The organism is Halomonas sp. AOP7-B1-5, from assembly GCF_052353045.1.
Classification (GTDB): domain Bacteria; phylum Pseudomonadota; class Gammaproteobacteria; order Pseudomonadales; family Halomonadaceae; genus Vreelandella; species Vreelandella colorata.
Genome location: NZ_JBQTDC010000014.1, coordinates 1 through 13,751, shown reverse-complemented (window position 1 = coordinate 13,751; position 13,751 = coordinate 1). Strand labels below are relative to the sequence as shown.

Annotated in this window: 14 protein-coding genes; 7 read left to right on the top strand and 7 right to left on the bottom strand. The window is 55.6% G+C overall.

The genetic code is table 11. The features are described from left to right. Window positions 1-103 precede the first annotated feature (103 nt). Together ACT3XD_RS09015 and ACT3XD_RS09010 are read right to left on the bottom strand one after the other, a co-directional pair. Window positions 104-2,443 carry an AsmA family protein gene (locus tag ACT3XD_RS09015; RefSeq protein WP_192537744.1) on the bottom strand — a complete coding sequence of 780 codons (2,340 nt, stop codon included), beginning with the start codon at window positions 2,441-2,443 and terminating at the stop codon, window positions 104-106. Beyond that, window positions 2,443-2,925, bottom strand: a complete 483-nt coding sequence (locus tag ACT3XD_RS09010) for an acetyl-CoA sensor PanZ family protein (RefSeq protein ID WP_192537745.1) — start codon at window positions 2,923-2,925, stop codon at window positions 2,443-2,445. Before ACT3XD_RS09010 ends, ACT3XD_RS09015 begins: the two co-directional genes overlap by 1 nt. Before the next feature lie 204 nt (window positions 2,926-3,129). Between ACT3XD_RS09010 and hisB the strand changes: the two genes are divergently transcribed. From hisB to ACT3XD_RS08985, 5 genes are all read left to right on the top strand, one after another. Further along, window positions 3,130-3,723, top strand: coding sequence for an imidazoleglycerol-phosphate dehydratase HisB (hisB, locus tag ACT3XD_RS09005; RefSeq protein WP_192537746.1), 594 nt, complete (start codon window positions 3,130-3,132; stop codon window positions 3,721-3,723). 64 nt (window positions 3,724-3,787) lie between these two features. Then, the gene (hisH, locus tag ACT3XD_RS09000; protein ID WP_192537747.1) at window positions 3,788-4,429 is read left to right on the top strand and encodes an imidazole glycerol phosphate synthase subunit HisH; all 642 of its coding nucleotides are present in this window, start codon (window positions 3,788-3,790) and stop codon (window positions 4,427-4,429) included. Between the two features lie 11 nt (window positions 4,430-4,440). Further along, on the top strand, window positions 4,441-5,187 hold the full coding sequence (gene hisA / locus ACT3XD_RS08995; protein WP_192537748.1) for a 1-(5-phosphoribosyl)-5-[(5-phosphoribosylamino)methylideneamino]imidazole-4-carboxamide isomerase: 747 nt from the start codon (window positions 4,441-4,443) through the stop codon (window positions 5,185-5,187). After that, window positions 5,184-5,957, top strand: coding sequence for an imidazole glycerol phosphate synthase subunit HisF (gene hisF, locus ACT3XD_RS08990; protein ID WP_018918913.1), 774 nt, complete (start codon window positions 5,184-5,186; stop codon window positions 5,955-5,957). Before hisA ends, hisF begins: the two co-directional genes overlap by 4 nt. A gap of 41 nt (window positions 5,958-5,998) precedes the next feature. Continuing rightward, window positions 5,999-6,505 carry a hypothetical protein gene (locus ACT3XD_RS08985; protein ID WP_192537749.1) on the top strand — a complete coding sequence of 169 codons (507 nt, stop codon included), beginning with the start codon at window positions 5,999-6,001 and terminating at the stop codon, window positions 6,503-6,505. A gap of 12 nt (window positions 6,506-6,517) precedes the next feature. Here ACT3XD_RS08985 and ACT3XD_RS08980 read toward each other — a convergent pair whose 3' ends face one another. Continuing rightward, the gene (locus tag ACT3XD_RS08980; protein ID WP_192537750.1) at window positions 6,518-7,120 is read right to left on the bottom strand and encodes a YjaG family protein; all 603 of its coding nucleotides are present in this window, start codon (window positions 7,118-7,120) and stop codon (window positions 6,518-6,520) included. Between the two features lie 113 nt (window positions 7,121-7,233). On the opposite strand from ACT3XD_RS08980, the gene ACT3XD_RS08975 reads away from it, so the two are divergent. Continuing rightward, window positions 7,234-7,929 (top strand): type 1 glutamine amidotransferase, encoded by a 696-nt coding sequence (locus tag ACT3XD_RS08975; protein WP_192537751.1) that lies wholly within the window; start codon window positions 7,234-7,236, stop codon window positions 7,927-7,929. A gap of 19 nt (window positions 7,930-7,948) precedes the next feature. Here ACT3XD_RS08975 and mnmH read toward each other — a convergent pair whose 3' ends face one another. The 4 genes from mnmH to ACT3XD_RS08955 all read right to left on the bottom strand — a co-directional run bounded on the left by mnmH (window position 7,949) and on the right by ACT3XD_RS08955 (window position 12,099). After that, entirely contained in the window at window positions 7,949-9,073 is a 1,125-nt protein-coding gene (mnmH, locus tag ACT3XD_RS08970; protein WP_407648094.1) for a tRNA 2-selenouridine(34) synthase MnmH, read from the bottom strand. Window positions 9,074-9,081: 8 nt separating this feature from the next. Beyond that, entirely contained in the window at window positions 9,082-10,119 is a 1,038-nt protein-coding gene (gene selD, locus ACT3XD_RS08965) for a selenide, water dikinase SelD (protein WP_192537752.1), read from the bottom strand. Between the two features lie 55 nt (window positions 10,120-10,174). Next, on the bottom strand, window positions 10,175-11,548 hold the full coding sequence (gene radA / locus ACT3XD_RS08960; protein ID WP_018918919.1) for a DNA repair protein RadA: 1,374 nt from the start codon (window positions 11,546-11,548) through the stop codon (window positions 10,175-10,177). Between the two features lie 98 nt (window positions 11,549-11,646). Then, window positions 11,647-12,099 (bottom strand): copper resistance protein NlpE N-terminal domain-containing protein, encoded by a 453-nt coding sequence (locus ACT3XD_RS08955; RefSeq protein ID WP_018918920.1) that lies wholly within the window; start codon window positions 12,097-12,099, stop codon window positions 11,647-11,649. Window positions 12,100-12,312: 213 nt separating this feature from the next. Between ACT3XD_RS08955 and hisC the strand changes: the two genes are divergently transcribed. After that, entirely contained in the window at window positions 12,313-13,374 is a 1,062-nt protein-coding gene (hisC, locus tag ACT3XD_RS08950) for a histidinol-phosphate transaminase (protein WP_192537753.1), read from the top strand. The last annotated feature ends 377 nt before the right edge of the window (window positions 13,375-13,751 follow it).

Sequence of the window (13,751 nt, the reverse complement as noted above, 5' to 3'; positions counted from 1 at the left end):
CGATAGAGCGTTCGTAAAATACTTGGCGCAGCGTGCCAATTAATCATGGGGCAATAAAAAAGCGCCGGCATTGAGGCCGGCGCAGAGTGTCTTGCATGAATGCTCAGTTAAATAGACGACGGATGCCTTCACGAAGTTCCTGACCGGCACCTTCGCCAAGGCGCTCATCTATTTTGTCCAAAGAGCCTTCTACACGCTCTTCCAGCTCGTCTGCTACGCGATTACCGGCTTCATTACGCAGCAGGTCAACCACAGCGGTTTGAAAGGCAGAGCGGTCGAAACGGCACCACTCATTGGTGGCACCGCCAAGATGGCCTTCGCAGCGTACCGGTAGCGGCAACTGCTCCAAACGTGGATTCACCTTACATGCGGCGTCAGCGGTATCCACCAAGCGCGCGTTAGCACGGGTATCGAAGTTCAGGCTGTTGAAATCGAGCTCGCCCTCACCGTTCACATCAATTCCCGGAAGCTTAATCAACAGGTTATCACTGGTTACCACGCCATTGCGTACCTGGAACGTCGCGTCGAAGCGCTCAAAACGCGTGTCGGTATGCCAATCACGCAGCGTGCCTTCGCCTTCCAACTGGGCGACCAGCTCACACATCTGCTGAGAAATATTGATATCTAAAATAGCGCCCTCATTAAGGCGGGCATTGAGCTGCCCATTAAGGTTGCTGGTTAACGCTTCACGGCTGTTACCCCGTGAGGTCAGCTCACCATCCAAATGCAGGCGCCCTCTTAGCGGTGAAGGATCCTCATCGTTGCTGATGGCTTCGATGAGTGACGCCATTTGTACGTTGTTAACGGTGGGGGCAAGCGCCCACTCCATCACTCGCTCACGGGCATCCAGCTGCCCCGTGGCATTAAGCTCTCCACCATAGAACTGGGACTCAAACGCCGTTAGCTCTTGAAGACCGTCCTCACCACGCAGCTGCAGGCGGGTATTGTTAAAGGTCAGGCCGCCCATTAAAAAGGATTCAACGCTTAAATCGCCGTTAAGTGACAGTTCACTCAACCAAACCTGAGGCAGCAAGGTATTCGAGCTCTGAGCAAACGCTTTGCGTAGCAAGCCCGAGCTGGCCTGCTGGGCGGTCGTGGGACCAGGAAGATAACGGTCGATGTCAAGCTGATCACCTTCCAGGTCAAACGCTACCTGCGAGCCATCCAGAGCGGCCGACACCTGCCCCGTAAAGGTACTGTCGTCGACAACCAACGACAGGCTGGATAACGACACTTGCTCTGCATTGCCCTCAATGGGGCTGGTCATGGCAATATCGCTAAGGGCGGCTTCGCTGGTGGTATTAAGCTCAATGCCTGTACGCGTTAGCCAGGGACGTAGCGTAAAGGGCGCGGCCGTAATCTGCCCACGGTACTCGGGCGCATCGAACATCTGCTCAACATTAAGGTGGCCGCTCATGCGCAGTCCGTCAGGCCCGGTGAGCTGAAAATCTTTCAGCTGCGCCGTTTGCGCCTGCCAGTTGCTTTCCAGGCCAAAGGCGAGCGCTAGCGCCAGGCTACCTTGCCATTTTTCTGCATTCTGCAGACCCGCCTCTAAAACGCCTTCGCTAATACTTAGCTGCTTCTCATCCATGCGGGCGATCATTTCAGCGGCTTTTAAGCTAAGCCGCTGTGGTTCACCCTCTGCTCCCATACGCGTTTGGGTGTTTAGCCGGGTGTTTTCCAGCACTACGCGGTCTTCAGCAAGCTGGAGACGCATGCGTGTTTCAAGATCAATATCACTGGTTAGCTCAGGTGGGCGCTCCAGCGCTTCGGCATCCAGGCGGTTATGCTTGGTTAAGGTAAACATGGTCTTTAACGGGAAAGGACTTACCGGATTGACGTTGCTGCCTGAAACATTAAGCGACTGAAGGCGCCACAGCGCTTGGCTTTGGACATCACGGAAGCGGATATCGGCGTTTCTGACTTCGACACTGGCAATATTCAGCACCACCGATAGGCTGCCCGCATCGGCATGCGGCCCGGCACTAGCCGGGGCCAGGACCGTTTCCGCCGTTTCGTCGCCGCTTTCAGCCAGACGCTCAAGCAAGGGCTCCCAGTTACCTTCTCCTTCGGCGTCTCGCTCCAGGTTCAAGCGCATACCATCCAGCGTTAAGCCATCAATGGCAATTTCCCCGCGCAGCAGAGGTGCAAAGGCAACGCTGACTTCAGCACGATTGATGGCAGCAAACGAGGTGTCCTCTTCAGACTGCTCCGGCAGCCAAGCGCGGGCTTGCTCCACGCTCACCCCAATACGCGGGTAGAATGACCAGGTGATCGGCCCTTCAGGCGCCAGATGCAGCCCGGTGTGTTCTTCCACCACCGATGTCAGGCGCGGCTTGAAGTCCTCGGGATCCAGAAAGGTGGTGACATAGACCACCGCCGCCACTGCCACAATGCCGAGAATACCGACAGCAGCCAGCAAAATACGTAATAACTGTTTCATTACCCTTTCCCTTGTGGGTCTAGCTCAACAAAATTGCTAATTAGCGGCTTGCCTGATGTTGGCCCTTCGGCATTGGTGCCAGGGCGGTAGCCAAGCTTGGAAAGCAGAACCTGATCGGCCAGCGGTAGGTGCGTGGTTTCAATGCGCAGCTTACGCTCTTCCTGCTTGGCCTGCTCTCCGAGCAGTGCCATCAACCGCGAGCCTACGCCCCGGCGGCGGGTGATTTTGCGAACGCATAGCTCAGAGAGCCACCAGGCCCGGTCGGGACCCTCTTGAATAGCCGCCGCCCCCAATAAATGATCATTAAAGTGGGCACAGGCAAAAAAATGGTGAGCATTCAGATGCTGCTCAATAAACGGCAGGACGTCTTGGGCAGGCACCCGCTCTTTGGGCGCATCTTCATAAATGCGTATCAGGTCGAGGCGCACTTGCTCATCGGCGTCCCAACGAGCCAAGTCGACGTGCTCTAGTGTCACCGGCATGGTGAATTCCTCTTCGCCAAAGCAGACAGGCTGCAGTTTTTAATGCCCTAAACGGCGGCTACCTTTCGCGCATTGTAGCGGATGAGTGCACCGATTCTCTATAATGGTCGCTTTGCCACAGATTTACGTCCTGATTATACGGTGGTGAGACAATGTAGCCCATCGCCTTACCCTCAGAATGCGCTAGAGCGCAGGAGATACAACATGGCAGCGCGTATTGCCACGGTTAGCCGTGATACGAATGAAACCCAGATTACTGTCAGCGTCAATCTGGATGGCGAAGGCCATCTTCGCTGCGAAACTGGCGTTCCCTTTCTAGATCATATGCTTGATCAAGTTGCGCGCCATGGGATGATAGACCTTGATATCCAGGCGACGGGCGACTTGCATATTGATGACCACCATACCGTTGAAGACCTGGGAATTACATTAGGCCAGGCATTTAACGAAGCGATTGGCGATAAGCGCGGCATTTATCGTTATGGGCATGCATATGTACCGCTTGATGAAGCGCTCTCGCGCGTGGTGATTGATTTCTCAGGTCGGCCCGGTCTTTATATGAATGTCGACTTCACTCGCGATACGATAGGCCGCATGGATACCCAGCTGTTTTGGGAGTTCTTCCAGGGCTTCGTCAACCATGCCCGCGTAACGCTGCATATCGACAACGTTAAAGGCTTTAATGCTCACCATCAGGCCGAAACAATTTTTAAAGCCTTTGGGCGTGCTCTGCGTATGGCTGTCGCCGAAGACCCACGTATGGCGGGGCAGATGCCTTCCACCAAAGGGAGCCTATAATGGCGCGCTGTAGGATAGGCAACAGTGCAAGCAACTGTTCGTTCACTCGATTAAGGAGCGCTTCATGACCATTGCTGTAATCGACTACGGGATGGGAAACCTACATTCTGTCGCGAAGGCGCTCGAACACGTTACCCATGAAAACGTCATTATTACCCGCGATCCGCGGCGCATTTTAGGCGCCACGCGTTTGGTATTGCCAGGCCAGGGCGCCATCCGCGACTGCGTAGGCGAGCTTGAACGCACCGATTTGCGAGGCCTGGTTGATGATATGCTGACGCGTCAGGCAAAGCCTCTACTGGGAATTTGTGTAGGCCAGCAAATGCTCCTGGAGCGCAGTGAAGAGAACGGCGGCGTTGATTGTCTGGGCTTTTTCAAAGGCAGCGTTGATAAGTTCCCCACCGACATGCGCGACGAACACGAGCAGCGCCTGAAAGTACCCCACATGGGCTGGAATCTGGTTGAGCAGCACCATGATCACCCGCTGTGGGCCGGTATCGATAATAACGAGCACTTCTACTTCGTACACAGCTACTACGTGAATGCTGCCGACGATGCCCAGGTATTTGGCACCACACATTATGGCAAGGTAGGCGCCCACGTGGCGATTGGCCGTGATGCCACCTTTGCCGTACAGTTTCACCCGGAAAAAAGCTCCCGAGCAGGCCTGCGCTTACTCGAAAACTTTGTCACCTGGACGCCCTAAGAGGTTTATTTATGTTGGTAATTCCTGCGATCGATCTCAAAGACGGCCAATGTGTGCGGTTGAAACAAGGGCGTATGGACGATGCGACCTCTTACGGCGATGACCCGGTTGCAATGGCCGCCCGCTGGGTAGAAGCCGGTGCACGCCGCCTTCACCTGGTCGACCTGAACGGCGCTTTTGAAGGCAAGCCGGTGAATGGCGATGCCGTCACGGCTATAGCACGTGCCTATCCCAACCTGCCTATTCAAATTGGCGGCGGCATCCGCAATGCCGAGACCATCGAGCATTACCTGAATGCAGGCGTGTCTTACGTGATCATTGGCACCAAGGCCGTTAAAGAACCCGCGTTTGTGGGCGAGATGTGCCGCGCCTTCCCCGGCCATGTGATTGTCGGGCTGGACGCTAAAGACGGCTTTGTGGCCACCGACGGCTGGGCGGAAGTCTCTACCGTGAAGGCAGTGGATCTGGCCAAGCGCTTTGCCGATGACGGCGTTTCCAGCATCGTGTACACCGATATCGCTCGCGACGGCATGATGCAAGGGGTTAACGTCGAAGCGACGGCTCAACTGGCGCGTGAAGGCGGTCTGCCGGTGATTGCCTCTGGCGGCGTCACTAACCTAGACGATATTAAAGCGCTGTGCGGTGTTGCGGATAGCGGCATCTTAGGCGCGATTACCGGTCGGGCGATCTATGAAGGCAGCCTGGATGTGGCTGAAGCACAACGCCTTAGCGATCAGCTAACAGGAGGCGGCGCGTGAGTTTATCCAAGCGTATTATCCCCTGCCTGGATGTAGACGCTGGGCGGGTGGTGAAAGGCGTCAACTTTGTCGGCATTCGCGATGCAGGCGACCCGGTGGAAATTGCCCAGCGGTATAACCAGCAGGGTGCCGATGAGATTACCTTTCTGGATATTACCGCAAGCCATGAAGACCGTGACACAACAGTGGAAATGGTCGAACGCATTGCCGGCGAAGTGTTTATTCCGTTAACCGTAGGTGGCGGTATTCGTACCTGTGACGATATTCGCACCATGCTCAATGCCGGGGCCGATAAAGTCTCGATCAACACGGCAGCGGTTACTAACCCTGAGTTCGTGCGTGAAGCAGCGGAGCGCTTTGGCAGCCAGTGTATTGTGGTGGCGATTGATGCCAAGCGGGTATCCGGTGAAGGCGAGCCGCCGCGCTGGGAGATTTTCACCCATGGCGGCCGTCGTGCAACCGGGCTTGATGCGGTGGAGTGGGCCAAGAAAATGGTCGAGCTGGGAGCGGGCGAACTGCTGTTAACCAGCATGGACCGCGACGGTACCAAGATCGGTTTTGATCTCGGCGTGACCCACGCGATTTCAGAAGCGGTAAGCGTTCCGGTCATTGCCTCCGGCGGCGTGGGCAATCTGGACCACTTGGTAGATGGCGTGCTTAAAGGCGGCGCGGATGCGGTTCTTGCGGCCAGTATTTTTCACTTCGGTGAATACACGATTCCTGAAGCAAAGCGGTACATGGCGGAACGCGGCATCGAAATGCGGCTATAGCGGCCGCTTTCACTGCATAGCCCTCTTCTCAGGAGTTTTAAATGTCTCGTTGCTTCCCATACCTGGGAGGGCTAATCGGTTTTTGGCTGAGCGCTTCTGCCTCAGCCTTCTCCCTACCCGACTGGCCGCCTACCCTTGAGCTTGACCATACGCTTGTCCAAACCAGCCTCTATACCCGCCATTTTAATCCGGACCCCGAACATAACAATCACCAGAATTTAATCAGCGTTGAGCTACATAATCCCGATCGCTGGCTGACGGGAATAGGACGGTTTAAGAACTCCTATGAGCAGCCCACCTGGTACGTGTATGCAGGGCGTGAATTTCCTCTGTGGCAGTTCTCGGAAGAGGTTAACATCAGAGCCAAGCTAACCGGGGGCTTACTGCATGGCTACAAAGGCGAGTACCGGGACAAAATCCCGCTCAACCACTTTGAAACTGCCCCGGTGCTGCTGCCGAGTATTGGAGTGCAGTGGGAGCGGTTTGAATCCGATTTAATCATATTCGGCACTGCCGGCATGATGGTAACCGCAGGCCTGCGCTTTTAGGCAGGCCATGCTTTACTCGTCGTCTTCGTCCAGACTTAGCCCCAGATTGCTGATGCCGTTATTGCGCCCTAACTGACGAATCTCTTTAAGCGCGGCTTTGCTGAGCGGCTCACTTACCGCTTCCAATACCGCGTCTTGAAAATCGTTTTCGTCTTCCATTAACGGATGATCACGGATCAGCAGCGCAAGTTTTTGGGCATCCTCTTCACCTTCCGTCAGCTCAATAAAAGCGCGCACCCCGGCGCGTGAGGTACGGCTGACATCCAGCACTGCCTCAGGCGAGTCTCCCTGCAAGGTGTCCAGCAGCGCCGAGATGGAAACGACGGCATCCAGCGCACGGCGGGCGCCAAAACTTTCATCCTCTGCGGGCGGCTCGCACTCGGCCAGTTTTTCAGCCTGGCGGGCAAAATCAATGCTCGCATTGGGTACGCTCAACCGCTCCCACACCAAGTTAAGTACGGTACGCAGCGTGTGACCATCGCCCTGACCGGTCGTCTGTTCATATAGGGCATAGTTAGGCAGTAAGCGCTCACACAGCGCAGCCATAAATGCTTGCTGGGCCGCTAGCGGAAGCACCTGTAACTGCTGATAAAAACCTAAGGGTTTAGACTCCATACTGATTTCCTAACGCGCGATATTGGTGAAATGGGGGCAATACGTTATGGTCGCAACAGCGCTGTTATAAACACAGACAGCCTTTACTGTGGACGGTCGGCGAGGAGATTACCATGCATATACATCTGCTACAGCACAGCGCTGATCATGACCCCGCCCGCTTAACCGACTGGTTGAGCAGTATGGGGCATAGTTACAGCGTTTTTCATCTTTACGCAGGCGAACTGACGCCACGTCCGGCAGAAAGCGATGCGCTGATTATATTAGATGGCCCGGAGGCGTTTCTTAACGAACCGCCCGCCTGGTTTAAAGCCGAGAATAAACTGATTAACCGCTACCTGGATGGCCAGAAACCGCTTCTGGGCATTGGCCTGGGCGCCCTTTGGGTAGCTCAGGCGCTTGATGCGGTCGTGGCCCCAGGCACCTATCCCGAAAGAGGCTGGCATACTGTCTCCCTGGCCCCGGAAAGCCCGTTTGATTTACCCGAGCAGTTTGAGGCGTTCATGTGGCATCGCCATGTGTTTAGCCTGCCTGAAAGCGCCCTGCCGTTGGGCGGTAGCCCGGCGGCGCCGCTGCAGGGTTTCAGCTGGGATAGCGGTCGCGTTATTGGCTTACTGTGCCACTTGGAAGTCACGCTTGCCAGCGTGACCCAGCTGCTGGGTGACAGCGAATCATCGGGCACTACCACGACGCCTGCCGGCCAGCGTTTTATCCAGGAAGACAGCCAAATTCTTGAGGATACAGCCCGCTTTCACCAGTTGGCACCACTGCTTGATCGCGTCATGATGCAATGGCTCAAAGCTTTCTAATGACATCCTAACGTAGCCGCTAGGCGCTCCACTGCTTAGCGGCCTCCAAACAGCTGTCCCAATCCCCTATATGCAGATCCGGCGCCGCTGTCGCACGCTGTTTTTCAAGGTGATAGCGATAAAGCGGGTCGTAGTATTCGGTGAGCAGTGGCGCAAGCCACGCTTCGTGAGCCTGCGGATTGCCTTCTTCATGGGCTTTAAAGGCCATAACCTGTAAGCGTTGTAAACGCTGAAGGCGGGCATTGCCTAGGCGTTTCCCCAAACGAATTAACGCATTGCCCAACTGACGCTGCATCAGTTCCCAGCCTTGCGCAGGCCCAAAGTGCGCGACATAGTCCTTTTCCAGCTGAATAATATAGTCGTGTTGGAGCTGGTCAAGGCGCCAATCAAGCGGCATTTCTATGCGTACACGAGGCGCCTTCTGCATAGCATGCCAAAAGGTGAGCGGTATGTTGGCGTTGCCGATTAGGCGAGATTCATCTTCCATGATCAAATTACCCGGCAGAGCTAACAGCCGTGCGGCGAGCGCATGCTCAAAATCTATCTGCGTGGCAGGTGCTTCAGGCTGGCGACCAAACGCAGAGCCTTTATGATTGGCATAGGCTTCAAGATCAACGCCGTTATCCAGGCGATTAATCAGCGTGGTTTTAGCACACCCGGTTAACCCTGCGACCACAAGCATGGGCTGCTCAGCGGCGGCGTCTACGCGCTGGCAAAGTGCCTGACGCATGGCTTTCCAGCCACCGGCAATTCGCGGCCTGACAATTCCCGCATCATTCAACCACTGCTGGGCAATTTGCGAGCGTAGCCCGCCGCGAAAACAATAAATGACTGCGTCCGGGCGCTCTGTCAGATATGCCTGCCAGGCGGCGATACGCGCCTGTTTGATATCGCCACTGACCAACTGCTCGCCCAGGGCAATGGCCGCACTCTGGCCTTGCTGCTTATAAGCGATGCCCACCTGGCGGCGCTCTTCATCGACCATTAAGGGAAGATTTACCGCGCCCGGCAGTGCCCCTTGAGCAAACTCTACCGGGGCACGCACATCGATCAAAGGCCGCGCTTCGCTGATCAAACGTAGTGAAGCAGGTATTGTTTCGAGCGCTGTCTCAAGAACCGTCTTAAGAACTGTTTCAGGTGCTATTTTAGGCACTATCCCACGACCTCAATCAGGGCCTCGCCCTCGCGGGCTTTCATAACGCCAAACGACTGAAGCGATAGGCCGAACTCGCGGCCAATCCGCTCGATATCATCCTGCCAGGCGGGGTCGACACTCAGTAGTAAGCCGCCTGAGGTCTGAGGGTCGCAAAGCCACTGCCAGTGGGCTTCATCCATATGAGGTAAGCTTTTACCCAATGCATCACGATTGCGCCGTGTGCCGCCAGGAACAGCACCTTGACGACGGTAGGCTTCTGCCTGGGCCAGGCGAGGCAAGCGGCGAAAGTCGATCTGGGCCATGACATTGCTGGCGCTGCATATTTCCGACAAATGTCCTGCCAAGCCAAACCCGGTGACATCCGTCATGGCGTTGAGGCCTTTCACATCGGCAAGCTTAATGCCGATACGGTTGGATTTAAGCATGGTTTCCCGAGCTAAGCCGTGATGTCCTGCCTCCAGCAGCCCCTGCTTTTCAGCCGTGGTCAGCAAGCCAATGCCGAGCGGCTTGGTCAGAAACAGCAGGTCCCCTGGCTTGGCACGGCTATTGAGCTTGAGCTTGTCCAGATCGATCAACCCGTTAACCGCGAGGCCAAAGATAGGCTCTGGCGCATCGATCGAATGGCCGCCCGCCAAGGCCACACCCAGCTCACGGCAAACGCCCTGAGCACCGGCAACCACATCACCGGCAATTTCGGCGCTTAGCTTATCCAACGGCCAGCCAAGAATGCTAAGTGCCATAACGGGCGTACCGCCCATGGCGTAAATATCACTGATGGCGTTCGTGGCGGCGATACGCCCAAAATCAAACGGGTCATCGACAATCGGCATAAAGAAGTCAGTAGTGGCAATCATACCCCGCCCATCGCCCAGATCGTAAACGGCGGCATCTTCTCGCCCCTGGTTACCCACAATAAGCTGCTTATGCCCTGCCGCAGGCCCCGCCTTGGCGAGAATACCGTCAAGTACATCAGGGGCTATTTTGCAGCCACAGCCAGCACCGTGACTGTATTGGGTTAAGCGAATCGAACTCATAGTGTCTCTCCTTGGCACTCGATGTTTTTATAACAATCTTTATAGCGTAGCCTACTTAAAGCGCCTCTAGCGCGTCGCTAAGCTTATCCACCGCAATGACTTCCATTCCCTTGGGTGACTGCTTCGGTGCGTTGGCCCGCGGTACGATAGCGCGCAGAAAGCCATGTTTGGCCGCTTCAGCGATGCGCTCCTGCCCGCTGGGTACAGGGCGTATCTCGCCGGAAAGCCCCACTTCGCCAAATACCACCAGCTCCTTAGGCAATGCCTTGTTTTGCAGGCTAGAGACCACGGCCAGCAGCACCGCCAGATCCGCACTGGTTTCTAGAACCTTCACGCCGCCTACTACGTTGAGAAACACATCCTGGTCGCCGGTAAACAGACCGCCATGGCGATTTAATACGGCCAACAGCATGGCAAGCCGGTTTTGGTCCACCCCGACTGCCACACGGCGTGGGTTGCCCAAGGCAGATTCATCCACCAGGGCCTGCACTTCCACAAGAATGGGCCGGGTGCCTTCCCACACCACCATCACCAAGCTTCCCGGCGCCTGCTCTTCCTGACGCGAGAGGAAAATGGCGCTGGGGTTTTTAACCTCTTTCAGGCCTTGTTCGAGCATCGCAAAAACGCCCAGTTCATTGACTGCGCCAAAGCGGTTTTTCTGGCCTCGCAGCGTTCTGAATCGCGAATCCGCGCCGCCTTCCAATAACAGCGAGGCATCGATCATGTGCTCAAGCACCTTGGGGCCTGCCAGCGTGCCGTCTTTGGTTACGTGCCCAACCAATAGCAGTACCGTATTGGTTTGCTTGGCAAAGCGGGTAAGCGCGGCGGCGGACTCGCGCACCTGAGCGACTCCACCCGGCGCTGAGCTGATATCTTCAAGGTGCATGGTCTGAATAGAGTCAATGACCAGTATTTCGGGCTTCTCACGTTCTGCTACGGCAAGAATTGTTTCTACACTGGTTTCTGCAAGCATTTTTAAGCCGCTGGTAGGCAGCTGCAAGCGGTGAGCGCGCATGGCTACCTGAGACAGTGACTCTTCCCCCGTGACGTAGATAATGCGCCGCTCTTGAGCAAGCTTACAGGCGGTTTGCAGTAACAGCGTTGATTTACCCGCCCCTGGGTTACCCCCCAAGAGCACGGCTGAACCGGGCACCAAGCCGCCGCCTAATACGCGATCGAACTCGTTGAAGGTCGAGCTTAACCGGGGCACTTCACTTAAATCGACATTGCTTAGGTCGACCACATCCTTGGAAAGGTCACCTGCGTAGCCCGCTCGGCCAGATCCAGCACTGCCGCTGCCGGGGCGCGCACTAGCCAGACGAATTTCACTAAGCGTATTCCATTCATTGCAACTGGAGCACTGGCCCTGCCACTTGCGATACTCCGCGCCGCACTCGGTACATACAAAGGCACTTTTGGCTTTAGCCACCGCGCTAATACTCCCGTTACTGTTAGATCATCGTTAATGCTGTCTGGCCCTAAAATGCAAAAGGCGGCCAATGGCCGCCTCAGGATGTTACTGCTAGCTTATTGACGCTGTAGCTGCAACATTTCGCCATTTTCAAAGCGACGACGCTCTGGGTCGATTAACTCTAACGTGCGCTCATTGATACGCTGGAAGTAGTAAACCTGACCATCACCATTCGGGGTAAGCTCATAAACAGTCGCGTCCGGGTCAGACGGAGTACCGTTTAATACTTCCCAGTTACCGGCATAGTTTTCTGGGGGCGGTGTTTGAGGATGGTTACGGTAAGTCGCGTCCAGTGTAAAGGTACGCTCTTCAGCCGGACTCATCTCTTGACCTACCATGGTAACGTCTAGATCAATACCATCGCAGTTGCGGCAAGGCAGCGTTCCCTTGTACTGCTCTTGGGACGCGCTAACGCCTGCATCAGCGTCTTGGCCCGAAGGCCCGCCGGTTGCACAGCCTGCCAACAATGCCAACATAGCCGAACCGGCTAGCAAACTCCTGAATTGCATTGGGTGTCTCCTTATCGTGTTGGTCATACATTTCTTTCGCGCGATTATGACAGCATAACCGTTACAAGGTGCGACGCCCACCCCTAGTCATCGTTGAATGCGTACCTGAATGCGTATTTGAATACGCAGTTGAATAACATAGTTGAATGCTTGCGCTTGAGCGAGCATCAAGCGACCATGGCCTATTATACCTAGGATAATCAGGTTACCCGCATGAGCCAATACTGGAGTCCCGCTGTTAAGGCGTTAACCCCTTATATACCCGGGGAGCAGCCGCGTGAGCGTGTTATCAAGCTCAATACCAATGAAAATCCTTACCCCCCGGCACCGGGCGTTGGTCGGGCATTGCGCGACTATGCAACGGACCATCTGCGTCTCTATCCCGACCCCACATCGGCGGCACTTCGCGCCTCGCTTGCCAAAACGTTTAGCGTAGAAAGCCAGCAGGTGTTCGTGGGCAACGGTTCAGATGAAGTACTGGCCCTGGCGTTTCAAGCGTTTTTTTGCCATGACACACCGCTTGATACCCCGTCTATTACCTATAGTTTTTACCCGGTGTACGCCAACCTCTATAACGTGGCGCTGCGCGCCCACCCTCTGAATACACAGTGGGAAGTGGATATAGAAGCGTTAGGGGCGGCGTCAGAGCGCAGTGGCGTAATCTTTGCCAACCCCAACGCACCTACCGGGCATGCCCACTCACTAGAAAGCATAGAAGCGTTGCTCAAGCGGGTGACGGACCGCGTTGTGCTGGTCGATGAAGCATATGTTGACTTTGGCGCAGAGAGTGCCATTGCGTTAATCGACCGCTACCCGAATTTGCTGGTCACCGGTACTTTTTCTAAATCGCGTAGCCTGGCCGGTTTGCGCTTGGGCTATGCCGTAGGCTCAGCCGAGCTGATTGATGGCCTGCAGCGGGTCAAGGACTCTTTTAACTCTTACCCGGTGGATAGTTTGGCAAGCCTGGTAGGTATTGCCGCGCTTGAAGATCAGGCTCACTTTGATGCATGCCGCGAAAAAGTGATTGCCACGCGCGAGCGCACCCGCCAACGCCTTGAAACGCTCGGCTTTGAAGTACTGCCGTCGAGTGCCAACTTCATCCTTACACAACACGCAACGATTGCTGGGGCACAGCTGTTCGCTGGACTGCGGGAACGTGGAATCCTGGTGCGCCACTTTAATACGCAGGAGCTTAATAACTTCTTGCGCATCACTATTGGCACCGATGATGAGATGGATAGCATGATGGAAGCACTTGAAGTGCTCTGCGGCTAGCCCTCTCGCCATAAAGCTACAAAGCCCTATCGCACACGTATGGTAGGGCTTTTTTGTAGGAGACGGCTTTAGCCAGTGATGTGGTGCCCCGCCCCGCTGGGGTGGGAGCAAGCAGGTACGGTGGCCTCTTCCATCCCGGGCACCTGACGGTGCCTTCGCCGGCTGAAGCCAGCTCCCACATTAGAACGAAGGCGTTCCATAACATCGTAGATTATGGATTGACCTGTCCCTGCGTTGTGGGAACTGGCTTCAGCCGGCGATGCAGCGCAAAGCGCTGCTGGGGTGGGCGGCTGATCCGACACGCTGAGGAGTGCCTTACCGCCTTTTCCCGCACGCAAAAAAAACCCCCGAGGCGCGAGCCCCGGGGGATTTTTCAT

What these genes read in the sequence shown, in the direction of transcription:
- ACT3XD_RS09015 (WP_192537744.1), bottom strand. Translation starts at nt 2,443, where the DNA reads ATGAAACAGTTATTACGTATTTTGCTGGCTGCTGTCGGTATTCTCGGC.
- ACT3XD_RS09010 (WP_192537745.1), bottom strand. Translation starts at nt 2,925, where the DNA reads ATGCCGGTGACACTAGAGCACGTCGACTTGGCTCGTTGGGACGCCGAT.
- hisB (WP_192537746.1), top strand. Translation starts at nt 3,130, where the DNA reads ATGGCAGCGCGTATTGCCACGGTTAGCCGTGATACGAATGAAACCCAG.
- hisH (WP_192537747.1), top strand. Translation starts at nt 3,788, where the DNA reads ATGACCATTGCTGTAATCGACTACGGGATGGGAAACCTACATTCTGTC.
- hisA (WP_192537748.1), top strand. Translation starts at nt 4,441, where the DNA reads ATGTTGGTAATTCCTGCGATCGATCTCAAAGACGGCCAATGTGTGCGG.
- ACT3XD_RS08985 (WP_192537749.1), top strand. Translation starts at nt 5,999, where the DNA reads ATGTCTCGTTGCTTCCCATACCTGGGAGGGCTAATCGGTTTTTGGCTG.
- ACT3XD_RS08980 (WP_192537750.1), bottom strand. Translation starts at nt 7,120, where the DNA reads ATGGAGTCTAAACCCTTAGGTTTTTATCAGCAGTTACAGGTGCTTCCG.
- ACT3XD_RS08975 (WP_192537751.1), top strand. Translation starts at nt 7,234, where the DNA reads ATGCATATACATCTGCTACAGCACAGCGCTGATCATGACCCCGCCCGC.
- selD (WP_192537752.1), bottom strand. Translation starts at nt 10,119, where the DNA reads ATGAGTTCGATTCGCTTAACCCAATACAGTCACGGTGCTGGCTGTGGC.
- ACT3XD_RS08955 (WP_018918920.1), bottom strand. Translation starts at nt 12,099, where the DNA reads ATGCAATTCAGGAGTTTGCTAGCCGGTTCGGCTATGTTGGCATTGTTG.
- hisC (WP_192537753.1), top strand. Translation starts at nt 12,313, where the DNA reads ATGAGCCAATACTGGAGTCCCGCTGTTAAGGCGTTAACCCCTTATATA.